Genomic DNA, 22,878 nt, shown 5'->3' on the forward strand with positions numbered 1-22,878 from the left:
CTGCAGGACAGATCAGTACGCAGGCCCTGCCCACGGCTTTTCTTCGATCGGCTTCCTTCCCACAGGAGTTCTTCTGCCATGCCCGTACGCACCGACCCCGCTCACGGCCTGCCCCGGCCCTCGGACGCCGCGAGGAAACGCACACCCCGTGCGCCTGAGGGAGGCAGCCGGCTGGCCGGAGTTGACGGCCTACGGCTGCTCGCGGCAGCGGCGGTGGCGGCCTACCACTATCTCGGCACCCCCACCCCCCGCTTCTGGGGCGAAGCCTATGACCTGCCGCAGGCGGCACCCGTGCTCCACGCCGTCAGCGGCTACGGCTGGCTCGGCGTCGAGGCGTTCTTCCTCATCAGCGGCTTTGTCATCTGCATGAGCTGCTGGGACCGTGGCCCCGCGCAGTTCGCCGTCTCCCGCATCGCCCGGCTCTTCCCTCTTTACTGGGCGGTCGTTCTGATCATCGTGGCCCTGGGCACCGTCACCGTACTGGCGGGACAGCGCTCCGGAGCACCAACCGACCTGCGCACCACTCTCGGCAACCTGACGATGATTCCCAGCCCGCTGGACGTGGACTTCACGGCCGGTGTGGCCTGGACCCTGTGGGTGGAAGCCCGGTTCTACCTGCTCATGGCCGCCCTGCTGCTCGTCGGGCTGACCTACCAGCGTGCCATCGCCTTCGGGTTCCTCTGGCTCGTCCTGGCCGCCATCGGCCGCGAACTGCACTCCACCGTGCTGGAGGAGATCCTGCTCAGCCAGTACGCCGGACTCTTCGTGACCGGCATCGCGCTCTACCTGATGCACCGCTTCGGCCCCAACCTGCTGCTGTGGCTCCTGGCCGGCTTCGCCTGGTGCTACACCCTCACCGTCCTCGACAACCGTGTCGCCGCACACGCCAGTTCCAGCTGGACGGTCAGCGCAGGCGCCCTCACCGTCTTCCTTCTCCTGCTCATCCTGACCGGCCCCGGCCCCCTGCGGCACCTCCAAGGACGCGTCCTCGTCTACGCGGGCACCCTGACCTACCCCTTCTACCTCGTCCACCAAAGCCTGGGCATACCCCTCACCCGCGGCATCCTCAAAACCACCCCCGGCCTCGACCTGCTCCCCTCCATTGCCCTCGGACTCCTCCTCTCCTTCCTGCTGGCCGCCCTCCTGAACCGATTGGTCGACCGCAAATTCGGCCCCCTGCTGCGTCGCCACCTCACCACCGCTCTCAACCCCACCTCCAGGCCGACCACCCCCGCCTGACGGGTGCAACGCGGTGATCGGACCCCGGACTGGCACGGACCGGGTAGCCCACGGGCAGGCACCAGCGGCGACATGCGCCCCTTGCCCGCCCCGTCGACGACGATCCGCGTTGCAACGTCGAGCTGCTGGCCGGCACCACTGCGAGCCGGCCTCGGCGGTGCCACCTGCCCGAGCGCCCTCGCTCGCGCTGTCACCACCTTCGTCACCGTCATCCCCTGGCCACCGCCGTGAGGAAGTCCCGGAAGGCTCAACTGAACCGGGCCAGGCAGTGACCTCACGCAGAGCATCCACGCAACCGCTCAGACACCACCACGTTCCCGCAAGCTAGCTGCCGCAGCCCTCATCGCCCACCGCTACCGCTTGCTCGGATACGGGCACAACAACACACATACCATTGCGAGTCGGGCCCGAACCCCGTCCGGGATGAACTCATCCGCGCCGGCGAACCACCGGACGTGGGCCGCCGTCATGGCAGGGGAGCCTCACCCAGCACCCCCCTGCCATCCCCCGGCCCGCCGCCGGTGAGCAGTTGGTGACCGACCAGACCGGCGCCCCGTTTCCATGGGTTTCGTGCGAGTCCGGGCCCTGGTCGCTGTAGACGTAGTTGCCGCGCTTGTCCCACATGTACGCGATCATCCAGGGCTTAGTCTGGTTGTTGTACCAGGACCCCGGCCCGTCCCAGCCGGAACCCAGGAGGGGGTATTTGTTGCACGAGCCCATGCGCTGTTCTTTGCCTGTGTAGTTGACCGACGGCTCCTGCACATCACGGGACACGTGGCTCCGACATGGTCCGCAGATGCCTGCGCACAGCTGGTGTTCCCCTGCGCCGCCGAGGCTGTCGGTGTCTCGCAACGTGACCCCGCAGGCATGTGGGCCGCAGTCCGCGCTCGGGCGCGCGGACCGTTGCGTTGCTTCATGGGGTGCATGGTTGGCGCGGATGCGATCTGCTCCGTCTCGCCATCGTCGGCCGACCGTCCTCGCGCCGCGGCCGGCAGCGCGGACTGCGCAACCGGCAGATCTTCCCAAGGCGCTTCGGCTCCCGGGTTCCAGGTCAGGGGGTGGCCGCACCCCCGGGGTTGTAGGGAGTGCGTCACCGAGCCCGGCCGGTTCAGGGAGGCCAACCCTGACACAGGCAGGGCGCGACTTTCATCTCCATGGGGTCGTCCATGGTTGCAATGGCCGACGTGCTCGGCTTGGCGAACGCCCGGACAGTGGATTCCAGGGCCGTCGAGCTTCAACGGCTCGGCCTTGAGCGGACCGATCGCATTCGCCGACCGAGGACAGCCGGCCTGTATGGGGCCGGACTCCAGGAGGCCGGCCCCGTGGGCGTTGTCAGGAAGAGGGCATGAGGACGGTGTCGATGATGTAGACGGTGGCGTTGGCGGTGGGTACGTCGCCGCACACGATGCTGGCGCTGCCGTTGACCTTGTAGGAGGTGGCAGAGCCCGAGGTGGTAAGGGTGGCTCCCTCAAGGGTCTTGAAGCTGCCCTTGGCGAGTTTGTCCGGGGTGATCTTCTGGCCCACCACGTGGTAGGTGAGGATCTTGGTGAGTAGTGCCTTGTCGTTCATGGCCTTGTCGAGGGTGTTCTTCGGGATCTTGCTGAACGCGTCGTTGGTGGGGGCGAAGACGGTGATGTTCTTCGCGTTGTTGAGGGTGTCCACGAGGCCGGCCTTGTTGACCGCGGCGACCAGGGTAGACAGGGCCGGGTTGTGGGAGGCGGCCGTGGCGACGGGGTCCTTGGCCATGCCGTCGAAGCTGCCGGCGCCCTGCTGGGGCACGCTCGCGCAGGCCGGGCCAAACGGTCCCGGCATGGTGTCCGCGGACGCCGCGAGCGGCATCACGGCGAAGGAGAGCGGAAACGCTACGGCGACGGCACCGACGAGCACCGAGCGCCTGATCCGGATGCTGTTCATGACTCGTTCCTCCAGCGTCGCGGCGCGGACCGCCTCCTTCGGAAGGAGGTGCGGGGGACCGGACACGCAAAGCGCCCGGCGCCCGGTGGCGCGGGCTGAAGCTCACGTTCCATCACACGCCGCACTGGAGATTCGATGCCCCCTGCACGCCGGATTGGCCGAATTGCAGAGTTGGGGCGAAATACCCGGCGGGAGAACCGCTCGTGGATCGGCAGCCTGGCGATGCTGCCGAGGCCCGTCTGGTCGACTCGGCCTTGCTGGCCCGCCTGGCGCAGCGATCCCGTCGTAGGGCGCCACCCAGATCAGCGCACGGTCGCGCTGCCACCGTCTCGTGACGGATCTCGTTGGTCTCGGCGACGGGTGCAACGGTGTTCCGTCGCCGAGATGAGGAAGTCAGACCGGCTCCGGTACCGGCTCCGCGGGTTGGCGGTCCGGACGCAGGGCGATCACCAGCAGGAGCGCGCCGCTGAGGGCGATCAGCATGGTCCAGGCGGCGCTGATGTGCATGGCCTTGATGAACGCGTCGTTGGCGACGCGTACCAGGTCAGGCTGGTGGGTCACGGCGGCGGCGTGCCGGGCCTGCTCGGCGGAAATGCGCGCCTGGGCCTGTACCTGCCCGGGGTACCCGCTCAGCGAGCCGTCGACCGCGTGCTGGTAGGCGAGCGACGTGATCGTGCCGCCCACCGCGATCCCCAGCAGACTGCCGCTCTGGCGGACGGTGTTGAGGACGGCCGATCCGGAGCCGGCTCGTTCCAGCGGCAGGGCGCTCATGAGTCCCCCCGTCACCGGGCCGATCACCATACCGATGGACAGGCCCTGGATCATGTAGGCGGTCTCGTTGAAGGCCAGCGGGGTATGCAGCCCGAAAAGCATATTGCAGCCCATGGCCAGCCCCGCCGTAGTCAGCGCCGTCGCGGTGACTACGCGGAGCGTCGAGCGGCGGGCCAGCCGGACGCCGAGCGGCGCCCCCACGATCGCCCCGAGCGCGGTCGGGGAGAACGCCAGGCCCGCCTGCAGTGGCGAGAAGTCGCGTGCGCCCTGCAGGTAGAAGGCACCGTAGAAGCTGGCGGCGGTCAGAGCCAACATCAGCAGCCCGAGCGCCGCGTTGGCGAGGCCGAACATGCGCTGGGCTAGCAGTCGGGGGTCGAAGCTGGGCTGCCGATGGCGCAGTTCGACGAGCACGAAGCCGGTCAGCAGGACTACTCCGACGGCGATCGAGCCCCAGACCGACACCGGGCTCCAGGAGGCCAGCTGCCCCGCGTGGATCAGCCCGTAGGCCAGGAAGGCAAGCCCGCTGATCGACAGCAGCAGTCCGGCAGGGTCCAGTGGACGCGGGGCGGGGCTGCGGAAGTTCGGGACCAGCGTGGCGATCCCGATCAGCGACAGCGCCGCGATCGGGATGTTGACCAGGAAGACCGATCCCCACCAGAAGTGGCCAAGGAGGACGCCGCCCAGCAGCGGGCCCGCGGCGATTCCGACGCCGGCGGACGTCGAAGAGATACCGATCGCGGTCGCCCGGGCGGGACCGCTGAAGGTCCACATGAGGATGGCCATCTGCGCGGGCATGATCAGCGCGCTGCCTATGCCCATCACGGCCCGAGCGGCGATCAGTTGGTCCGCGTCGCCCGCGTACGCCGCCCACACCGAGGCGCCGGCGAAGACCGCCATCCCGGTGGCGAGCACCGTCCGGTGGCCGAAGCGGTCCCCCAGCGCACCGGAGGTGAACATCAAGGTGGCGAAGACCAGGGTGTACGAGCCGGTGGCCCACTGCAGTTGGCCGGGGCTGGCGCCCAGGCCGCGGACCGGGTCCGAGAGGGTTTCGAAGGTGGTGGTGAGGATGGTGTTGTCCAGCCAGATCAGCAGCGAGGACAACAGGAGTACGGCAAGGATCAACTGCTGCCGGGACTTCGGCAACGTCGGAGGCGTCGTCATGGAAACCTTCGGTACGATCGTCAAGAACCTGACGTTCTGCATCGTGACACAATCGTCAGGAACCTGTCGATCCCCGAGGAGGGCTGAGTGTTGGATTGCCACCAGGACGCGGTCGGGTCGCTGACCTTCATGGTCCGCAAGGCCTGGCTGAACATGCGGTCGGTAATCGGAGCGGAGCTCAAGGAATTTGGGCTGTCGACCTCGCAGTACGCCACCCTGATGATGGCCGAGGCGCAGCCCGGGATGTCAGTCGCGGACGTGGCTCGGGAGGTGGCGAGTTCCCGGCAGGCCGCCAACGAGATGCTCGGCGGTCTCGAACGGGAGGGGCTGATCGAACGGCGCCCGAATCCGGCTGACCGGCGTGTCCATCAGATCCATGTCACCGAGTCAGGACGGGCGCGCTTGGCAGAGGCTCGCATCGCCGTCGACCGCCGCGAAGCCGAACTGGAGGCCCTGTTCACACCGGAGCAGCGAGGCGCGGTCCGCGACTGGCTCGCAGGTATCTCCGAAGCCTGCCGCTGAGCCCAGCCGCCAGCCGGCCGTCGAAGGACGCCCGTTATGCCGCGTTCAGTCTTCCGCAGGCCAGCGATTCAAGCTCATCCGATGGAACCCCCTCCGCTTGCGGTGCCGCCCGCAAAGGCACCACCGGTCTGGGAGTTGTTGCCGGCACAAGTCGATGCCCCGATGACGGCCGAGCAGTTGGCGACGTTCTCCACTGCGGAGTCGGCGAGAGCGGATCCGAGGCTGCCGCACTGGTTGGTGGGGATGACGACGGGAGCAGCCGCGACAAGGTCACTCACCGTGCCCGAGGCGAATCCAGTGGCAGCAGAGGCCGCAGTCCCGCCCTGGTTGCTGCAGCTGTTGTTGTGGGCACTGTTCCCCACGCCAATGACGTCCGTCGCGCCCGCGGAGACCGGAAGGGACAGAGGAAGCAGAGCAGCCGACGCTGCAACACCACAACGCACGGCCACGCGAGAGATAGTCACACCACGAAAACGAGACCTCATCGGGCAGGTGACGGGCACACCACGGCGGTGACGCTGTCCGCAGGGGCCCAGAAATCCCAGACAGACACTCAGGCCCGCTCGCCGGACCCCGCGGGCGAAGTCGCCAACCGGCCACGTGCTGGCCAATTGGCATCCACGTCCGCAACTGGGCTCGCTCCCTGCCGCGGTGACCAGTGGACAGTGCCCCTCGTTGAGCACAACAACGCGTGTATGAGAACCGTTCCACCGCGGATACGCGAGCGAGCCCGGACCGACTGGTCCGACAGCAGATGCAGTCGTGCCCGCGCCGACCGCTGATCCGCGTGGTAGGTCGGGAACACCATTCCAACGCCTCACCGCGTGCCCGGACACCAGTGCCACCGCTGAAAATCCCCACCCGCGCTCTGAGGTGGGGCAGGCCTGCTGAGTCGATCTCCCCATTCGCCAGCGTGCTGACTTGGGCGCAGTACAGGCCGACCGCGTGTGACCGCATCAGCCCTGACCGGCCAAGTCCGCCCGTGGTCGAGGCAACGGATGCCCCGTCACGCTGCCAGGGTCGGCCCGAGGTCGCGCGCCACGCCTTCGCGGGCCTTGAGCGGTACACCCGGAGCGGTCGCGCGGGCCAACGGCCGGGCTCCATAACGGTCCCTGAACGGCCCGTCCGGCGCGTGCGGGTCAGCGGCACGGGTGGCGCGTGACTGCCCTGCTGTGCGGGGGGACGGCCCAGCGCGGATGCTGGTCTTCCCACCGATGCCGCCGCAGGGATGCTCGCTCGGCTCGACGAGACCGCCCCGGCGTCGTTCACAGCCCTGCGTCATCGTCCTCGCCACGGTGGACGGTAGCCCGCCCTCACCAGTGATCAGGCACCCTTCCGAGAGCCTCTGCGCGCACCGATCACTGTGCTTCAGCCCAGTACCTGCCCGAGGAAGCCGCGCATGTATCCCGCGACGACGTCCAGGTGGCTCTCCAGCAGGAAGTGACCGCCGTCGATCAGATGGATTTCGGCGTCCTTGGCGTCACGGGCGAAGGCTCGCGCGCCGGCCGGGCCGAAGATTTCGTCGTTGCGGCCCCACACGGCGAGCACGGGGATTTCACTGGTGCGTAGGAATTCGTGGAGCAGCGGGTAGAGCGGGCGGTTGTTCTGGTAGTCGCGGAACAGCGCCAGCTGGACCTCGTCGTTGCCCTCGCGTGAGACGAGGGCGAAGTCGTGCTCCCAGGTGTCCGGGCTGACCAGGCTCGGGTCGGGCACGCCGTGCAGGTACTGCCAGCGGATGGCGTCGACGCTCAGCGCGGCGCGGACGGCAGGTTCGGTGTCGGGGCCGGGGTTCGCCCCGTAGGCCCAGACGTCGGTCCAGAACGACTCGACGAAACCGTCCTCGTAGCCGTTGCCATTCTGGGTGACGAGGGCGGAGATTCGTCCGGGGTGCTTGAGCGCGAGGCGCCATCCGATGGGGGCGCCGTAGTCCTGGACGTAGAGGGCGTAGCGGTCCAGGCCCAGTTGGTCGAGCAGTCCGGAGGTGAGTTCGGCGAGGGTGTCGAAGGTGTAGGTGAACTCCCCTACGAGGGGGGTGTCGGAGTGGCCGAAGCCGAGGTGGTCCGGGGCGACGACGTGGTAGTCGTCGGCCAGCAGCGGGATGAGCTCGCGGAACATGAACGAGCTGGTCGGGTAGCCGTGCAGCAGGACGATCGCGGGGGCGTCAGAGGGTCCGGCCTCGCGGTAGAAGATCTCATGGCCGTCGATGGTGGCGGTCCGGTGGTGCACCGAGCTCATTTCTAACCCCTTCGATTATTTTATCCGGTTAGCTACTCGTCACGCAAGCACGGAATGGGCTAACCTGTCAAACAACTTGATCCGGTTAGAGGGAGAGTGGCGTCTGATGGACACGCTGCTGGACCTGCTCAACAGCAGGCCACTGGTCAACGGCGAGGAACGGGACGCGCTCGACGACCCGGCCACAGGCAGACGCTGGGCACGGGAGCACGGCGGCGAGGGCAGCCTCGCGGAACTGGCGCTGCTGCGCGCGGCCCGGGACGCCCTGCGGGACGTCGTATGCGGGGAACGCGCGCCCGACGCGCTGAAGCCGCTGCTCGAAGGAGTCCGTCAGATCCCGGAGATCACTTCGGATGGTCTTCAGTGGACGGTCAAGAGTCCCCCGCACGCCCGGCTCGCCGTCGAGATGGTCCTCGCCTGGGCCGCCACCGAGAAGCAAATGCCCGGCCGGCTACGCCCCTGCGCCAACGACGAGTGCCGACTGTTCCTGCTCGACCGCAGCCGCGCCAACCGCGCCCGCTGGTGCTCCATGGCCGTCTGCGGCAACCGCGAAAAAGCACGCCGCCACTACGAACGCACCCGCTGACCGCCCGCGGAGCATGCGGGGCGGCGCGTACGCGGACAGCCAGGGCGCGATGACGCCGCCGGAGGGAAAGGCCGCTTACGACGACCGAGTGTTGGATGCACCCGGAGTGAACCGGACCAGGTCGTTGCCCATGTTGTTGCGGGTGTAGCGCCCTGGTGTGCGCGTGAAGCGGCCCTGGCCGCGCAGGTCCACGACGAACACCTCGAAGTCGTCTTCGAGTAGCTTCATGGCCGACTCGTAGCCCCACCAGGACTCCGCACGAGCCGGGATGAGCCCCGGCCGTTGTCGAGGACCGGGACGCACGGCGGCGGTCGGATGCCCGGTGTGCCTCAACAGGGCTGGTCCGATGGGCCCTGTGGCAGGTCTGGTGGTGGATCCGTCGGTGACAACGAGGAGGGAGAGCAGGCTCATTGGGTGAGCAGGCACCCAGCCGCGACGTCGAGGAAGATCACGGCTCCAAAGAACAGGCCGAAGATCCGGTGTAGGCGGTACTTCCAGGTGAACACCCGTGCGCTTTCGGCCTTCCAGGCAGGTAGGCGAACGGTACATGGGCTCCGAGGGCCAGCCCCGTCGCCGTCGTGGGGGGCCGGAACCTGACGGGCCGGCCCTGCTGATCGGTGAACTCGATGACGGGCGTCGAAGAATCGTCCCCGGGCTCATGCTCCTGGTCCACCACCAGCCCCTCGGCGAGCAGCCCGTAGCGACTCAGCCGCACCTGCACCCCTGCCTCCCGCGCACTTGCCCCCAGACTCACCAGGCCCGCCAATTACGCGCCCTCAAGTCAAGGCGAGACGCGGCGGCCGCCGACCGGACCGACCCCCGTCCGGACCGGCCGGCGACATTCGCCTCGAAGGAGTACAAGGGGGCCCGGCCATTCCCGAACCGGGTCAACGTTCGTGCCGCAACTGGACCGTCAGGCAGCCCCGGCCGTCCGCGACGACTGGAGATGCGGCGGGAAATCATCGCTCTCGCACACGCACCGGTGCTTCCCGCTCCACCGCACGCGGAGAACATCTTGGACCACCACCGGGGCCGACTCGGCCCGCGCCCCGATGACGGTCTGAACGTCCTCCTCCGGCATGCGCTGCCCCAGGTCGAGGGGCAGGACCGTGTGACCGGCCCCCGACTTGATTTGGGCGACCGTGGCGCTGTTCAACGGAATGACCGCCAACTCAACTCGTAACTACCCGGAGCCTTCCCCAGCGAGTCGACGAGCCGCGCCTTGGTTTCATACATGGCGGTGAACTCCTCATGACGGCGAAGAGCGAGGCGGCGGCACCCCAGGACACACTCCTGGCCCGCATGTCGTACCGCACCCCGAGCGGAACGGCGACCGCCCACCCCAAGGAATCCACCCCAACACGGCCGGGACAAGGCAGCAACGCTACGGACTCCCCCATTCCAGACAGAGCGCCGGTGTCCCGCACCCCACACCGGGCCATGGCGAGCGCAGTGCCATCCGCTTGAGGTCCTGCTTGACCTGCGGGGTGACGATGGTCTGGCCGACCGAGGCGTCGAGGAGCGATACAGCAGGGCAGGCGGCCGCACCACCCTAGTGCGCGGCGATCACCGTGCTGGCGGTGAAGGCGGGGCCCGCGAGCAATATGGCGACGGTAAGGAGTTACAGCCTCGCGTCCGTTCCGTCAGACCTGAACGTAGTTCCGCGTAGCCGCCTTCCAGGTCAACGCCGCCTCAGGAAGAAGATGCTTTCAGGATCCTTTCGCGCCCAGGCTGTTCCTCCTTCACGCTGCCGCCGCGCGATCGCCACCGGCAGGCCGGACGGCAGCGGCGTCACGCAGAATGCCGGGCCGGAAGTCTGGTTACCAGGCTTGTACGTCTCTCCGGCTCCACCCACGCTGGACAGGCGGTGCGTAGGGTTGAACTGTGGTGCCGGCCCGGAGGACGATCAGCGTCGTGAGGGGAAGCGAGGCGACCTACACGGTGACAGACCAGCCCCAGCCCAATGGGACCTTCACCTCTGACGTCACCGCGCCGGGCCCGGCTGAGCAGGGCTTCGCCCTCTTCCGGCGTGGATGGGAGGCACAGGTCGGCGAAGCCTATCCGGCACCCGCCTTCACGCCGGGTGCCGGGGGTGACTTCAGGATCAGCGTGCGTGCCGTCAAGGCACACGACTCGGTGATCGCCGACGTTCACGCCGAATCACTCATCGGCACCAACAGAGCCGCATCCGATTATGCCGACGACCAGATACTGCTGCACGTGGTCCGGCGCAATTCCTGGACGTTCACCCGGCAGCGGGATGGCGAACTCGTCATTGCGGCAGGGGGCTTCATGCTCCAGCGGTCCGGTCCGCCGACGCTCGAGGTGGCGCGCCGCACGGCAGCAACAGTGTTGATCCTGCCCGCCACTGCCGTTGGGCCACCGGTCCGCGACCGGCTCTTCACCGGCTCTGCGGCCTCGGCCGAGATGCGTCTGCTCATGGCTCACGTCCACCTGGTGGAGCAGACCGCACAGGAGCTCACCCCTGGCGGCATGAATGCCGCCAGGGGTGCCCTGGTCGAGCTGGTCAACGGGGTCGTGCGGCAGCGGGCCGACGGCACCGAGCCAGCGCTGGGGCTCGCGCTGGCCCAGGCTGCGCGGGACCTCGCGGACAGTCGGCTCGCCGACGGCGACCTCTCGCCGGCGCTGCTCGCCCGTGAACTCAGCGTGTCGGCACGGACCTTGCAGCGTGCGTTCGCCATGGCGGAGGACACCATCGCCGGATACATCCGCCGCCGCAGACTTGAACGCGCCCGGCTCCTACTCCTCGCCCCTGCCGGCAGCAGGCCGAGCATCTCGGCACTCGCCGCCTACTGGCAGTTCGCCGACAGCAGCCACTTCATCCGGGCCTTCAAGGCCCAGTACGGCCAGACACCCGGCGAGTTCGCACGCCAGTCCTGTCCACAGGACCACAGGCCGTCGCGCACCGCGACCTGATGGCTGTCAGCCACCGGGCCCAGGACGGTCTCGCCCATGCTGTGGCGCTGATATTCCATCAGCACGGCGCGGTGGTTCAAGCGCCGGGGACACCGGGCTCCCTACCGTGAGCAGCGGACATCCAGGGCGCTGGAACACCCAGCCACCGCCCGCACCGATCACCCGCCCAAGCCACGGGTCAATCCAAGAGGTGACACATGCCAGCACTCACAACAATGACCTGGTCGGTACCGAGCGGCAGAGCGAGCCGGCTCGTCATGCTGCTCGCGGCGCTAGCCGCGCTGCTCCTGACCGCGATCCCGACCCCGGCCCGCGCCGAGGTGGTACCGCCGGGCGCCCCGCAATGGGGGAAAATCTACGCCCTCGCCAACAACCCGGCCAACTGCGTTGACCTCGCGGGCAACATCGCGCCCGACGGCGAGGCCATCCTCGCGTACCCCTGCCACAACGCCGACAACCAGCAGTGGTCCTACGAGATCAGCAGCAACACGATCCAGAGCGGATGGGTGAGCTACCGGCCGATCTGCATAGACGTCGGCGGGGACCACGCGAGCAATGGCAGTCCGGTCCAGATCTGGGACTGCAACGGCACCGGCGCGCAGGTCTGGCGGATCATCGGCCAGTCGCTCTACAACCCGCAGTCCGGACGTTGCCTCGACGACCCGTCCGGCCAAGTCGCACAACTCCAGGTCTGGGACTGCAACTTCGGAGGGAACGCCAACCAGAACTGGAGCATCGTAGGCTACAACGGGACAATATAGCCCCCTGGATGATCAATCGCAGCAAAAGGGCGGCGTCAGCAGCGGACGCCGCCTCGCGGCATGTGCCGGATGGCCCAGGAAGCGAATCGCCTCGGCCTCACCGCCCGCTTCGAAGCCCTCAGCGCAGCGGCTCAGAGGGCCTGCCGGGGTTCACCTGCCGGATATCGCGTTCGCGGACACGGCGCGTGAAGTAGGCGACGCCGAGGTCCTGGCAGCGCGTCTTGTTGTCGAGGACCGATCGCAACGGGGAACTCCTTGCATGACCACGACCAAGGTCCGCTACGGGCACGGCAGACAGATCGACCCGTTGCGCGCCGAGGGCGTGGCTACGCGGTGGGGTCGGGGCTGAGGGCGGCGTCCAGCAGGTCACCGAGTTGGTCGACCTGGGCAGGCGAGAGGGCACTGAACGAGGACTCGACGATGGCCTCGGCCACCTCCTGTCCTGCTGCGCGCAAGCGCTCGCCCTCCTGGGTGAGCCGGTGCCTGACCGCCCTGCCGGGCCCCGGGACGCGTTCGATCAGGCCGCGGTCGGCCATACGGGCCGCAAGGGAGCCAAAGGACTGGTCGGTCTGGAAGGTCAGCACGGCCAGGTCGTGCAGTGAGGCATCCGGCTGCTGGTGCAGGTGCCGAAGGGTGTCCCACTGCACGAGGGAGAGTCCGAGCGGGGCCAGGGCGCGGCTGAGCGCGCGATGGTGACGGTACTGCAGGCGCTTGACTGCCAGGGCGACCTCTGCTGGGCGGTGCTTCATAGGGGAGATCGTAACCCGGGAGAACTCAGGTTGCTTATATAAGCATCCTGATATAAGGTTCCTGATATAGCTCGTTGTGGACCCGTGAACCTCGCGAAGAGAGTTGGAACGATGAGCGCACCCGTACCGGCCGGCACCCTCCGGCCCACCCGCACACGCACCGTCGACGTCGGATCAGACGGCCCGACCGAGATCACACTCCAGGACCGCGACCGCACACGGCCCTTCCTGCTCCTGCACGGCGGAGGCGGGCCGGCGACCATGGCGGGCTTCGCCGACCTGCTCGCCGAGCGGACCCACTCCCGCGTCCTTCTGCCCACCCACCCCGGCTTCAACGACACGCCGAAGCCCGACACACTGACCGACGTCACCGCACTGGCCCGCGCCTACGTTGCACTGCTGGACCAACTCGATCTGCAGGACGTGACGCTGGTCGGCAACTCCTTCGGAGGCTGGCTGGCGGCCGAGATAGCCCTGCTGCGCAGCCCCCGCGTCAGCGGCGCGGTCATCATCGACGGCATCGGCATCCAGGTTGAGGATCACCCGCCGGCCGACGTCACCGGCCTGACCCCGGCGCAGCTCCAGGCCCTCTCCTTCCACGATCCGAACAAGGCACCGGTCCCGCCGAACGCCGGCGGCAGCGGTCCGGGTCCGGACGTGCGCGCCCTGATCGGCTACACCGGTCCCACGATGTCGGACCCGACGCTCGCCGGACGGCTTGGCGACCTGCACCTGCCGGTCCATGTGCTGTGGGGTGAGAGCGATCGCATCGTCACCCCCGCCTACGGGCGCGCCTATGCCGCAGCCATCCCGATGGCGACGTTCACCCTGCTCTCCCGCACTGGGCACCTGCCGCAGGTCGAGACGCCCGAGGAACTGCTCGGCGCACTGCTCGACCTCGGCCGGTGATGACATCCACCCCAGGAAAGGGAAGGTCCAGCATGCGCACTGCCCTGACCGTGACCCGGATCGCTCACGCCTGCCAGCTGATTGAGATCGGGAACCTCCGGATCCTCACCGACCCGTGGTTCACCCAGACCGCGACCTACTATCCGGGCGAGCCGCTCCACCGGGCCGCCCGCGCCCTGGGCCCGATCGACGCGCTCGTGGTCAGCCACGAGCACTACGACCACTGCGACCTCGACGCCCTCGTTGCCGCGGGCTTCGACCTGACCACACCTCTGATCGGGCCCGGCACCGTCGCGACCATCGCCCAGGGAAAGGGCTTCCGCGACATCCGCGCCATCGAGGCCTGGGAGTCCACCACGGTCGCGGGCCTCACCGTGACGGCCACCCCGGGCGCGCACGGCATCCACGAGGTCACCTTCGTGATCCAGGCCGGCGACCGCACCGTCTTCTTCGGCGGCGACTCGCTGCGAGTCCCGGAAATGGACGCCATCCCGCACCGATTCGGCCCCATCGACCTGGCGATCGTGCCGATCAACGGCCTGTGCATCCGGCCGATGAACCTGGCTCAGGTCGTCATGAACGCCGAGGACGCCGCCGCACTCACCTCCGTGCTCCGGCCCACCCTGGCCGTGCCGCACCACTACGCGTTCCACAGCGGCAGGCTGGGCGACCAGATGATCACCAAGGCCGAACAGGATCCCCGCCACTACGCCGACGCCGTCGCCCGGATCGCCCCCGACATCGACGTCCGCCTGGTCCTACCGGGCGTCGCGGTCACCATCCCCTGAACCCCGCACCGAACCATCATCCGGGAACGAGCCGACGGTCGACAGGCACACTTCATGCCCCGCCTCCCCCACAGCGGGGGGGTATATCTAGCGGCCCTGGCTCACACTGCGCCGGGGCTGCGGTGTGGCGGGGACGACACCGCCCCGCCCGTCACGGCGTCACCAGGACTTTGCGGCCCCGCCCGGCCGCGAACTGACCGAGGGCGGCGGCGTACTCGGTCAGCGGGAGCCGGTCGCTGATGAAGATCTCCGGGTCGAGGACGCCGGTCGCGAAGAGGTCAGCCGCCCGCTCGAAACTGTGGAGCACAGCCATCGAGCCGGTGATGGTGATCTCCTGGTTGTAGATGCGGTACGGCTCGATCGTGGCGCGCGCGGCGTAGTCGGCCACCCCGAACTGGAGGTAGGTGCCGCCTCTGGCCACTCTGCCGATGGCGTCCTGGATGGCCTGCTCGCTGCCGGTGGCATCGATGACGACGTCCCAACCGCGCGGTCGCTCGATCCCTTCGGCCGTCGCGGCGGCTCGAGTACACCCCAATTTCCTCGCCGTTGCGAGGCGTTGGGGGTTCGTGTCGAGTATGTCGACGGTGGCGGCGCCGGTGCGCTTGGCGAGCTCCAGCATCATCAGACCCATGGTGCCGGACCCGTAGATCAGTACGTGGGAGGCCATCGGGGTGCGCAACACGTCGTAGCCGCGCACCGCACAGGACAACGGTTCGATCAGCACCGCGTCCTCGGTCCGTATGTGGTCGGGCAGTTTGACGCAGTTCGCGGCGGGCGCGACGGCGAACTCGGCGGCCGCGCCGGAGGTGGTGACGCCGATGGCCGCGTAGCGTTCGCACAGGTTGTTGCGGCCCAAGCGGCAGTAGTGGCATTCGTTGCAGTAGAGGGAAGGGTCGACCGCGACCCGGTCTCCGACCGACAGCTCGTGGACGGCGGTGCCGACAGCGACGACTTCTCCGGCGAATTCGTGGCCCGGCACCAGGGGAAGGAAAGGCGCGAACTCGCCCTGAAGGATGTGGAGATCTGTTCCGCACAGGCCGCACGCGGCGACCTGGACCACCACCTCCCGGGGGCCCGGCGCCGGATCGTCGACGGTCTCGATCGACACGACTCCGGGTGCGCTGATGAGAGCGACTTTCACTTGACTGCTCCAAGGGACAGGCCCTGGACCAGTTTGTCCTGGGCGGCAAACCCGGCGAAGAGCACCGGCAGTGAGACACAGACGGCGGCTGCGCACACTTTGGCCAGGAACAGTCCCTGGCTGGTGACGAAGCCGGTGAGGAAGACGGGGGCCGTACCGGCGACGACGCCGGTCAGGACCCGGGCGAACAGCAGCTCGTTCCAGCTGAAGATGAAGGAGATCAGTGCCGTGGCGGCGAGGCCCGGAGCTGCCACTGGGCCGACGATACGGATCAGGACGGTCGGCAGTCCCGCGCCGTCGATGGAGGCGGCTTCCAGGATCTCGACCGGCACCTCGGCCAGGAAGGATCGCATCATCCACACGGCGATCGGCAGGTTCATCGAGGTGTAGAGGATGACCAGGAGCCAGATGTTGTCGAGCATTCCGGTGTTCTGAGCGATGACATAGACCGGCAACAGTCCGGCGACGGCGGGCAGCATCTTGGTGCACAGGAAGAAAAACAGCACGTCGGTCCACTTGCGGACGGGTTTGATGGAGAGGGCATACGCGGCGGGGGTCGCGAGGGCGAGCACGAGAACGGTCGAAATCACACTCGCGGTAAGGGAGTTGACGAGCGCTGGCCACGGGCTGGTGGCGGCGCCCGAGCCGAAGAACTCCCGGTACCCCTGAAGGGTGAGGTCTGCGCCGAGGCTTGGCGGGTTGGTCGCGGCGTCCGGTTCGGTGTGCAGGGACGTCAGCACCATCCAGGCGAACGGCAGGAAGAAGAGCAGTCCGCAGGTCCAGGCGGCGAGGCCCCAGGCGCCGCGCCGGACGGCTCCAGGGAGGGCGCTCATCGTGTCTCCTCTCGGAACAGGGAGGACACCGTGCGCAGGGCAAAGGTGGCCACGGCCATGGTGCAGACGACGACGATGACGCCTTCCGCAGAGGCTTGCCCGTAATCGTGCGCCTGGTAGAAGGTCGCGTACACGGTGTAGGGCAGGTTGGCGGTGCCGAGGCCGCCGGAGGTGAGGGTGAAGACGGCGTCGAAGTTCTGCACCACGTAGATACTGCCGAGCAGGGCGGCGAGCTCCAGGTAGCGGCGCAGGTGGGGGAAGGTGAGGTGGCGGAAGATCTGGCGGCTGTTGGCTCCGTCGACACGGGCGGCCTCGACGATGTCCGGTGGGCGGCTCTGGAGCCCGGCGAGCAGGATGAGCATCATGAACGGGGTCCACTGCCAGATCAGCGACACTTCGACGGCGATAAGGGGGGTCGACGACATCCAGTCGGGCTGGGGGGCATTGTGGCTGCCGAAGAGTTGCCACAGCCAGGTCAGGGAGCCGTTGATGAAGCCGTACGAGGCGTTGTAGAGGGCGTGCTTCCACAGCAGTGCGGAGGCGACCGGCACGACGAGGAACGGGGCGATCAGCATGGTGCGGACAATGCCTCGGCCGAGGAACTTCCGGTCCAGGAGCAGGGCGAGGCCAAGACCGAGGAGCAGGCTGACCAGGACGACGACGGCGGTCAGGATGACGGTGGTCACGACGGAGGAGCGCAGGTCGGGGGCGGTGAAGGCGGCCTTGTAGTTGGCGAGGCCGCCGAAGGCGCGCCGGTCCGGTTCGAGCGCGTTCCAGCGCATGAAGGAGATCACCACGGTTCCCACGAAGGGAAGTTGGGTGACCACGACGAGGAAGACGAGGGCGGGCAGCAGGGGTGCGCGGCGGGCCCAGGCACTGCGCGGCCGCGCGCCGGTGTGTTGCGCGGGGTGCCGGACACGGCGGGCCGGCCGGGCGAGGGAGGGGGCGGTCATCTCACTGCCTGTAGTGCTTGTCGGCGACCGCCTGGGCGCGGTCTTGGCCGTTCTTGAGCGCGTCGGCCACGCTGGTCTTCCCCGCGATGGCGGCGCTGATCTGCTGGGAGACCTGGGTGCCGAGGTCGGTGAACTCGGGGATGCCGACGAACTGGATGCCGGGGGCGGGCCGCGGCTGCACTCCGGGGTTGGCCGGGTCGGCACTGGTCAGGGCGTCCTTAGTGGCGGAGGCGAAGGCTTGGGCAGCGGCAACGTACTGGGGGTTGGCGTACGTAGAGGTGCGCTTGCCTGCCGGGACCCTGGACCAGCCGAGTTGCTTGCCGACCAGGTTCTCGTAGTCCTTGCCGGAGGCCCAGGAGATGAACTTCCAGGCGTCTTGCTGATGTTGGCTCGCCTTCTGGAGGCCCCACGCCCAGGTGTAGAGCCAGCCGGAGCTCTTGGTCTTGTCGACCGGTGCAGGCGCGTAGCCGATCTTCCCGGCGACGGGTGAGCCGGCGGCTTCGAGGGCGCCGGCGGCGGATGTGGCGTCGTACCACATGGCCACCTGGCCCTGCGTCATGTCGTTGAGGCACTCCGTGAAGCCCGCCTGCGGGGCGCCGGCCTCGCCGTGCGATCGCACCAGGTTGACGTAGAACTCGACGGCCTTGGTGAATTCGGGGCTGTTCACCTTGGGCGTCCAATCCTTCTCGAACCACGTGCCGCCCATGGTGTTCACGACGGTGGTGACCGGTGCCATCACCTCGCCCCAGCCGGGCTGACCGCGCAGGCAGATCCCCTTCATGCCGGGCTGTGCCCCGTCTGCCTTGGCCGCGAGGTCGGCGATCTGGGTCCAGGTGGGGTGGGCGGGCATGGTGAGGTGTTGGGCCGCGAGAACGTCCTTGCGGTACATGAGGAAGGACGATTCGCCGTAGAAGGGCTCGGCGTAGATCTGCCCGTCGGCGGTCAGGGCCTGCTGGATGCTGGGCAGGATGTCGCTCTGGTCGAAGGCGGTGTCGCCCTTGGCGTCTCCCGTGAGCGGGGAGAGCCAGCCGTTCTTGGCGTAGATCGGCGCCTCGTAGTTGCTGATGGTGGCCACGTCGTACTGGCCTGCCTGGCTGGCGAAGTCTTGGCTGATCTTGTCGCGTACGTCGTTCTCGGGCAGGACGGTGAAGTTGACCTTGATGCCGGTGGACTTGGTGAAGTGGTCGGCGGTGAGCTTTTGCAGGTCGGTCATCTGCGGGTTGTTGACCATGAGTATGTTGATGGAGTGCGAGCCGCTGCTGCCGCCCGCGCCTCCGGCACCCGAGCATGCGGCGAGCAGCCCTCCGCAGAGGCCAACGGCCGTCACGGTTGCTATACGCCTGGTTGTCGCCATGATGGATCGTCCTTTCCTGCACAGCGGCTTGTAGTGCCCATGCCAGAGCCACCGCTGGAGTGCCGCACAGGGTTATGCGCGGGCGGGTGGCTCAGACCCTGACGACCTGGGGGCCAAGGAGGGAGTAGCGGTGGGCCTCGGCGGTCGAGAGGCCGGTGTCGGTGATGATCGTTTCGAAGTCGGAGATCTCGGCGAAGCGGCAGAAGCTGCTCGCGCCGAACTTGCTGTGGTGTCCCATGAAGACGCGTCTGCGGGACACGGCCAGGGCCTGCGCCTTGATCTCGGCGACGGCCGGGTCGGGGGTGGTGAGGCCGAACTCCCGCGAGATCCCGTTGGAGCCGAGGTAAGCCAGCTCGATCACGAATCCGGCGAGCATCGTGGCTGCCCACGGCCCCACGGTTGCCAGTGTCCGGGCACGCACACGCCCGCCGAGGAGCAGGACGGTGATGTGGGCGGAGTCGGCGACGGCGGCGGCCGTCGACAGGGAGGCCGTCAAGACGGTCAGCGGCCTGTCGGTCGGTAACAGGCTCGCGAGGATCTGGGGCGTGTACCCCTCGTCCACGAAGACCGTCTCCGCCCCGCCGAGCACTTTGACGCCCTCGGCCGCTATGCGACGCTTGCTCTCGACGTGACGGGTGACCCGTTGGGCGAGGTTCGTCTCGAATCCCGCGCTCTCCACCGGGTAGGCCCCGCCGTGGGTGCGTCGCACCAGCCCGCGCCGCTCCAGCTCGCTCAGATCGCGCCGGATCGTCTCTGGGGCCACCCCGAAGTCCACCGCCGCCAGGGCGACTTCGACCCGCCCTTCCCGGCGGGCCAGCGTCAGGAGTCTGTGGTGCCGCTCTTCCGCCCGCATGCCGCCTCCCGCCCTTCGCCGCCCGTTCGGGCATCCGGCGCCCGAACGGGCCCACCAAGATTTATACCGCCGCCGCGCACCGGCGCCCCTGCCCGTTTCGCACCCGGCCTCGCCCGTCTCTGCCCGTTCTCACCGGCTCCATCTCTCCGTGGCCAGGGCGAACGGACGAAGGAGCGCAATGTGAGTGCCCGGCCCCGCCCAGCGGGTCTCAGACAGGGGTCGGCTATGAATGGCCGGATGAGCCGCTTCAGGGCGCGGCCCCGTCCGCCACACGGCGGACAGCCGTAGTGCCATAAGGCCCCAGGAGAGCGCGCTGAACCGGCAGTGCGAAAGGTGGGGGCTGGTGGCTGGTGGCTGGCGTGCCAGACCTGCCAAGTCGGCACCGAGCGAAGCATCAGCCCGTCAGGTGATCCCAGCGGAGTGGCCGAACGAGGCCGGTCTCCGCGGCCGGCGGAGGTCCGGGCCCGCTTCCCGCGGTGATCCGAGTGCAACGGGCGCCAATCGGGCGCCCGTATCGGCCGTGCGGGCACGGAAACGGCCCGCGGCAGAGGGACTGGACAAGGGCACAGTGGGATCGAGCGGTGCCCAAGCAGTCAGAGTCGGTCGCGATGCGGTCCACAACGGGCCCGCACGGTGTGCCCATTTGGGCTTAGAACTTCTCCCATCGCTTCCTGTGACAGCTGGATTCCGTCGGTTCCGAGCAATGCCTGGCACCAGGAGTGCATGGAGGCCCATCGTCATGCCCGCACTACTCCCCCACACCGCGAGCCGAGCGGCTGAGCCCACCGAGGAATTCCTGCGCACTCTGTACGAACGGCACGGCTCCGCGCTGCTGCGCTTCGCGGCACGGATGCTCGGCTGGGACTGGCACCGCGCCGAGGACCTGCTCCAGGAAGCCGCGATCCGCGCCTGGCAGCACGCCGCCGAACTCGCCCCCACGGGCGAGGCGCTGCGGCCCTGGCTGTTCCAGGTCGTACGGAATCTGGTGATCGACGGTTACCGAGGTCGGCGGGCCCGGCCGCAGGAGACCGGGGAGCCGGACCCCGCGCACCATCCGGTGGCCGACGGCTTGGACCACGCGCTCACCGCGCATGTCGTGGTCGACGCGATGCACGACCTCGCCCCCTTCCAGCGCGAAGTCCTGCTGCACGTCTACTACATGGGCCGCAGCGTGAGTCAGACGGCCCGCGTGCTCGGCGTACCGCCCGGAACGGTCAAGTCACGTACGTACTATGCGATCAAGGCTCTACGCGCGGGACTCAACGAGCGTGGAATGCACACCAACTGAGGCGAAAGGGCGGGACGAGGTCGCCGACAGCCACGGCATCGGCGCCGTACCTGCGTTCGTGACCCTCGGACAGGCCGAGTACGCCCTCGCCCGGGACTCGAGCTCGTTCAGCACGCATGCCCAACCTTCACATGCGCACCGCCTAGGAGAGGTCCGGTCGCAGGGTGGGGGTGGGACGGAGCCCCTGCCTGTCCGCTGGCGCGGAAACGCTCGACTGATGGACTGGAGCATGTGGCTCAGCGCCCCCTCCTCCCTGTCCCCCGCCGGCCGGTCCCGTGGCCGGGGGCGGGCTGAGCCGAACGTCAGCCGACCGGACAGCCCGGGGCGCGGGGTGAGATGGAGGGCGGTGGAGCGCGGGGATGATGGCGGGAAATCTTTGAACCTCCCCCGGGCAAGGTCCGTCACCCTCTACGGGAGGACCTCTCGTCAAGCCCCGGCACCCGAACGGCCAGGACGTCATGCATCTCGTCGGCATGGCACCACGCGGTCGCCCCTGGCACTCCGAACCGAGACGGCCTCTGCGAACTTCTCGCCCCTGCGCGGATCAGCCAGGGCGAGTCGATTTCCCTTGAAGCATCCCAACTTCCGTCACCAAGCGCCTGGTTCACGCCAACGAGCACGGACGAGCCAGACATGCATGAACTGCTCATAGGAGATATCGAGCATGGAAGGGGGACGAAACCATGGGGCCCCGCTTGACGGCGTGACGAGTTGAATCACCACGCCGCCGACGAGGGGCCCTTCCCTGCCCCCCTTCCCTGTCCCCCTCCCCCACCCACCAAGCACTCCGCCCCGCCGGCACAGTGCGACGGAAGCCTGAGGGCGGCGGGCGCCCCACACAGCACCTCCCAGAAAGGCAACACGGAAATGGCCGACGCTCGTGATGTCCCGCTGTGGAATTCGTTGACGATAGAAAGGCGAATCATTCCTGCCCAGGGACGTATGACCTATCAGCCGCCCCAAGACCGATTCGCCATCGTGGCTCTCCTGCAAGGCTTGTGCCAGGTGGAGTACCCGGACGGATCCGGCTGGCATCGGACCACACTCGTCTCCGGAGACACCTCTCGCCTTGTCGGCCAGAGCGCCCTACGTCTTCGGCGGCCACCGTCGGGCAAGCAGCGCGTCGAGGTGGCGTTCATCGCCCTGCCCACACGCCATTTTCGGTACTACGTGGACGAACACCCGGAAGTCGCCGTTCGTGACCTGTCGGCCCTGGAGACCCCGCGCGTTTTCGACCCCGTAGCCGCGGCCATGGCCCCGACGCTGCTGCGCGCCCAGGAAGCGGGAGCGAGCGAGCACTACGCGTGCAGCGCGGCGCACTACCTCACCGCCCATCTGCTCCACCCGCACCACGACGTCCAGCCGGACACCGCTGGCCTGCATCCTGAGCGACTGCTCGCGGTGACCGACTACCTGCACGAACACCTGGCGACGCATATCACCCTTGAGGACATGGCCAAGGAAGCCCTACTCAGCCGCTACCACTTCTCACGTCAGTTCGCCGCCGCCACAGGAAAAACGCCGGTGCAGTACCTGACCGAGTTACGCATCGAGGCCGCATGCCGTCTCCTCACCACGGGGAACGAACTCATATCCCAGGTCGGAGGCCGCTGCGGCTTCCCCAATCCGGAGAATTTCGCCCGCGTCTTCAGAAAACACCTGGGCTGCTCACCCCTCCAGTACCGGCAGCGATCCCAGCCGGCCTGACCAGCCGGTGACCGTGACGCGCTCCGGGCTATTGGCCTCCGACCCGGAGCGCCCCGTACGGCCGCGGGAGGTGGATACCTGGGCCAAGGGCCGGCCCCCCATCGCTGAGCGCCGGACAGCGGCACCACCGAAGCTGATTGAGCGTGTCCGGGGGAACGAGGCGGTCGCCGAATGATT

The 22,878-nt window shown here is 68.2% G+C and carries 20 protein-coding genes; 9 read left to right on the plus strand and 11 right to left on the minus strand.

What is annotated here, in order from left to right:
• The first annotated feature begins 78 nt into the window (after nucleotides 1-78).
• Nucleotides 79-1,239 carry an acyltransferase family protein gene (locus tag AC07F3_RS40460; protein WP_479119977.1) on the plus strand — a complete coding sequence of 387 codons (1,161 nt, stop codon included), beginning with the start codon at nucleotides 79-81 and terminating at the stop codon, nucleotides 1,237-1,239.
• A 1,332-nt stretch (nucleotides 1,240-2,571) separates the two neighbouring features.
• Here the strand turns inward: AC07F3_RS40460 and AC07F3_RS40465 are convergent.
• Both AC07F3_RS40465 and AC07F3_RS40470 read right to left on the minus strand, forming a co-directional pair.
• The gene (locus AC07F3_RS40465) at nucleotides 2,572-3,153 is read right to left on the minus strand and encodes a fasciclin domain-containing protein (RefSeq protein WP_479119979.1); all 582 of its coding nucleotides are present in this window, start codon (nucleotides 3,151-3,153) and stop codon (nucleotides 2,572-2,574) included.
• Nucleotides 3,154-3,546: 393 nt separating this feature from the next.
• Entirely contained in the window at nucleotides 3,547-5,085 is a 1,539-nt protein-coding gene (locus tag AC07F3_RS40470; RefSeq protein WP_479119981.1) for an MFS transporter, read from the minus strand.
• 87 nt (nucleotides 5,086-5,172) lie between these two features.
• Here AC07F3_RS40470 and AC07F3_RS40475 point away from each other — a divergent pair, with 87 nt between their 5' ends.
• Entirely contained in the window at nucleotides 5,173-5,607 is a 435-nt protein-coding gene (locus tag AC07F3_RS40475; RefSeq protein ID WP_479119982.1) for a MarR family winged helix-turn-helix transcriptional regulator, read from the plus strand.
• A 1,368-nt stretch (nucleotides 5,608-6,975) separates the two neighbouring features.
• Here AC07F3_RS40475 and AC07F3_RS40480 read toward each other — a convergent pair.
• Nucleotides 6,976-7,842, minus strand: a complete 867-nt coding sequence (locus AC07F3_RS40480; RefSeq protein ID WP_479119984.1) for an alpha/beta fold hydrolase — start codon at nucleotides 7,840-7,842, stop codon at nucleotides 6,976-6,978.
• Between the two features lie 106 nt (nucleotides 7,843-7,948).
• On the opposite strand from AC07F3_RS40480, the gene AC07F3_RS40485 reads away from it, so the two are divergent.
• A complete protein-coding gene (locus AC07F3_RS40485) occupies nucleotides 7,949-8,428 on the plus strand; it encodes a CGNR zinc finger domain-containing protein (protein WP_479119986.1) in 480 nt (159 codons plus the stop codon).
• A gap of 75 nt (nucleotides 8,429-8,503) precedes the next feature.
• On the opposite strand, the gene AC07F3_RS40490 is transcribed toward AC07F3_RS40485, so the two are convergent.
• Nucleotides 8,504-8,656 (minus strand): alpha/beta fold hydrolase, encoded by a 153-nt coding sequence (locus AC07F3_RS40490; RefSeq protein ID WP_479119987.1) that lies wholly within the window; start codon nucleotides 8,654-8,656, stop codon nucleotides 8,504-8,506.
• Nucleotides 8,657-10,312: 1,656 nt separating this feature from the next.
• Here AC07F3_RS40490 and AC07F3_RS40495 point away from each other — a divergent pair.
• Together AC07F3_RS40495 and AC07F3_RS40500 are read left to right on the plus strand one after the other, a co-directional pair.
• Nucleotides 10,313-11,365 carry a helix-turn-helix domain-containing protein gene (locus AC07F3_RS40495; protein ID WP_479119989.1) on the plus strand — a complete coding sequence of 351 codons (1,053 nt, stop codon included), beginning with the start codon at nucleotides 10,313-10,315 and terminating at the stop codon, nucleotides 11,363-11,365.
• Nucleotides 11,366-11,562: 197 nt separating this feature from the next.
• Nucleotides 11,563-12,126 carry a ricin-type beta-trefoil lectin domain protein gene (locus AC07F3_RS40500; RefSeq protein ID WP_479119991.1) on the plus strand — a complete coding sequence of 188 codons (564 nt, stop codon included), beginning with the start codon at nucleotides 11,563-11,565 and terminating at the stop codon, nucleotides 12,124-12,126.
• A 118-nt stretch (nucleotides 12,127-12,244) separates the two neighbouring features.
• Here AC07F3_RS40500 and AC07F3_RS40505 read toward each other — a convergent pair whose 3' ends face one another.
• Together AC07F3_RS40505 and AC07F3_RS40510 are read right to left on the minus strand one after the other, a co-directional pair.
• Nucleotides 12,245-12,370 (minus strand): hypothetical protein, encoded by a 126-nt coding sequence (locus tag AC07F3_RS40505; RefSeq protein WP_479119993.1) that lies wholly within the window; start codon nucleotides 12,368-12,370, stop codon nucleotides 12,245-12,247.
• A gap of 82 nt (nucleotides 12,371-12,452) precedes the next feature.
• Nucleotides 12,453-12,875: a MarR family winged helix-turn-helix transcriptional regulator gene (locus tag AC07F3_RS40510; RefSeq protein WP_479119995.1), complete on the minus strand. Its 423-nt coding sequence runs from the start codon at nucleotides 12,873-12,875 to the stop codon at nucleotides 12,453-12,455.
• Between the two features lie 111 nt (nucleotides 12,876-12,986).
• Between AC07F3_RS40510 and AC07F3_RS40515 the strand changes: the two genes are divergently transcribed.
• Nucleotides 12,987-13,784, plus strand: a complete 798-nt coding sequence (locus AC07F3_RS40515) for an alpha/beta fold hydrolase (RefSeq protein ID WP_479119996.1) — start codon at nucleotides 12,987-12,989, stop codon at nucleotides 13,782-13,784.
• A 32-nt stretch (nucleotides 13,785-13,816) separates the two neighbouring features.
• The gene (locus tag AC07F3_RS40520; RefSeq protein WP_479119998.1) at nucleotides 13,817-14,572 is read left to right on the plus strand and encodes an MBL fold metallo-hydrolase; all 756 of its coding nucleotides are present in this window, start codon (nucleotides 13,817-13,819) and stop codon (nucleotides 14,570-14,572) included.
• A 151-nt stretch (nucleotides 14,573-14,723) separates the two neighbouring features.
• Here AC07F3_RS40520 and AC07F3_RS40525 read toward each other — a convergent pair whose 3' ends face one another.
• From AC07F3_RS40525 to AC07F3_RS40545, 5 genes are all read right to left on the minus strand, one after another.
• Entirely contained in the window at nucleotides 14,724-15,713 is a 990-nt protein-coding gene (locus tag AC07F3_RS40525; RefSeq protein WP_479120000.1) for a zinc-dependent alcohol dehydrogenase family protein, read from the minus strand.
• Nucleotides 15,710-16,546, minus strand: a complete 837-nt coding sequence (locus tag AC07F3_RS40530; protein ID WP_479120001.1) for a carbohydrate ABC transporter permease — start codon at nucleotides 16,544-16,546, stop codon at nucleotides 15,710-15,712. The genes AC07F3_RS40525 and AC07F3_RS40530 overlap by 4 nt, the downstream gene beginning before the upstream one ends.
• The gene (locus tag AC07F3_RS40535) at nucleotides 16,543-17,499 is read right to left on the minus strand and encodes a carbohydrate ABC transporter permease (RefSeq protein ID WP_479120003.1); all 957 of its coding nucleotides are present in this window, start codon (nucleotides 17,497-17,499) and stop codon (nucleotides 16,543-16,545) included. Before AC07F3_RS40535 ends, AC07F3_RS40530 begins: the two co-directional genes overlap by 4 nt.
• 1 nt (nucleotide 17,500) lies before the next feature.
• Nucleotides 17,501-18,853 carry an ABC transporter substrate-binding protein gene (locus AC07F3_RS40540; protein ID WP_479120004.1) on the minus strand — a complete coding sequence of 451 codons (1,353 nt, stop codon included), beginning with the start codon at nucleotides 18,851-18,853 and terminating at the stop codon, nucleotides 17,501-17,503.
• A 91-nt stretch (nucleotides 18,854-18,944) separates the two neighbouring features.
• Nucleotides 18,945-19,706: a DeoR/GlpR family DNA-binding transcription regulator gene (locus AC07F3_RS40545; protein WP_479120006.1), complete on the minus strand. Its 762-nt coding sequence runs from the start codon at nucleotides 19,704-19,706 to the stop codon at nucleotides 18,945-18,947.
• Between the two features lie 739 nt (nucleotides 19,707-20,445).
• Between AC07F3_RS40545 and AC07F3_RS40550 the strand changes: the two genes are divergently transcribed.
• Together AC07F3_RS40550 and AC07F3_RS40555 are read left to right on the plus strand one after the other, a co-directional pair.
• Nucleotides 20,446-20,994, plus strand: coding sequence for a sigma-70 family RNA polymerase sigma factor (locus tag AC07F3_RS40550; RefSeq protein WP_479120007.1), 549 nt, complete (start codon nucleotides 20,446-20,448; stop codon nucleotides 20,992-20,994).
• Nucleotides 20,995-21,861: 867 nt separating this feature from the next.
• Entirely contained in the window at nucleotides 21,862-22,701 is an 840-nt protein-coding gene (locus tag AC07F3_RS40555) for an AraC family transcriptional regulator (protein ID WP_479120009.1), read from the plus strand.
• Nucleotides 22,702-22,878: the final 177 nt, after the last annotated feature.

The organism is Streptomyces sp. NPDC045846, assembly GCF_056431605.1.

What these genes read in the sequence shown, in the direction of transcription:
- AC07F3_RS40535 (WP_479120003.1), bottom strand. Translation starts at nt 17,499, where the DNA reads ATGACCGCCCCCTCCCTCGCCCGGCCGGCCCGCCGTGTCCGGCACCCC.
- AC07F3_RS40465 (WP_479119979.1), bottom strand. Translation starts at nt 3,153, where the DNA reads ATGAACAGCATCCGGATCAGGCGCTCGGTGCTCGTCGGTGCCGTCGCC.
- AC07F3_RS40480 (WP_479119984.1), bottom strand. Translation starts at nt 7,842, where the DNA reads ATGAGCTCGGTGCACCACCGGACCGCCACCATCGACGGCCATGAGATC.
- AC07F3_RS40555 (WP_479120009.1), top strand. Translation starts at nt 21,862, where the DNA reads ATGGCCGACGCTCGTGATGTCCCGCTGTGGAATTCGTTGACGATAGAA.
- AC07F3_RS40510 (WP_479119995.1), bottom strand. Translation starts at nt 12,875, where the DNA reads ATGAAGCACCGCCCAGCAGAGGTCGCCCTGGCAGTCAAGCGCCTGCAG.
- AC07F3_RS40540 (WP_479120004.1), bottom strand. Translation starts at nt 18,853, where the DNA reads ATGGCGACAACCAGGCGTATAGCAACCGTGACGGCCGTTGGCCTCTGC.
- AC07F3_RS40530 (WP_479120001.1), bottom strand. Translation starts at nt 16,546, where the DNA reads ATGAGCGCCCTCCCTGGAGCCGTCCGGCGCGGCGCCTGGGGCCTCGCC.
- AC07F3_RS40460 (WP_479119977.1), top strand. Translation starts at nt 79, where the DNA reads ATGCCCGTACGCACCGACCCCGCTCACGGCCTGCCCCGGCCCTCGGAC.
- AC07F3_RS40490 (WP_479119987.1), bottom strand. Translation starts at nt 8,656, where the DNA reads ATGAAGCTACTCGAAGACGACTTCGAGGTGTTCGTCGTGGACCTGCGC.
- AC07F3_RS40545 (WP_479120006.1), bottom strand. Translation starts at nt 19,706, where the DNA reads ATGCGGGCGGAAGAGCGGCACCACAGACTCCTGACGCTGGCCCGCCGG.
- AC07F3_RS40485 (WP_479119986.1), top strand. Translation starts at nt 7,949, where the DNA reads ATGGACACGCTGCTGGACCTGCTCAACAGCAGGCCACTGGTCAACGGC.
- AC07F3_RS40470 (WP_479119981.1), bottom strand. Translation starts at nt 5,085, where the DNA reads ATGACGACGCCTCCGACGTTGCCGAAGTCCCGGCAGCAGTTGATCCTT.
- AC07F3_RS40550 (WP_479120007.1), top strand. Translation starts at nt 20,446, where the DNA reads ATGCCCGCACTACTCCCCCACACCGCGAGCCGAGCGGCTGAGCCCACC.
- AC07F3_RS40500 (WP_479119991.1), top strand. Translation starts at nt 11,563, where the DNA reads ATGCCAGCACTCACAACAATGACCTGGTCGGTACCGAGCGGCAGAGCG.
- AC07F3_RS40520 (WP_479119998.1), top strand. Translation starts at nt 13,817, where the DNA reads ATGCGCACTGCCCTGACCGTGACCCGGATCGCTCACGCCTGCCAGCTG.
- AC07F3_RS40515 (WP_479119996.1), top strand. Translation starts at nt 12,987, where the DNA reads ATGAGCGCACCCGTACCGGCCGGCACCCTCCGGCCCACCCGCACACGC.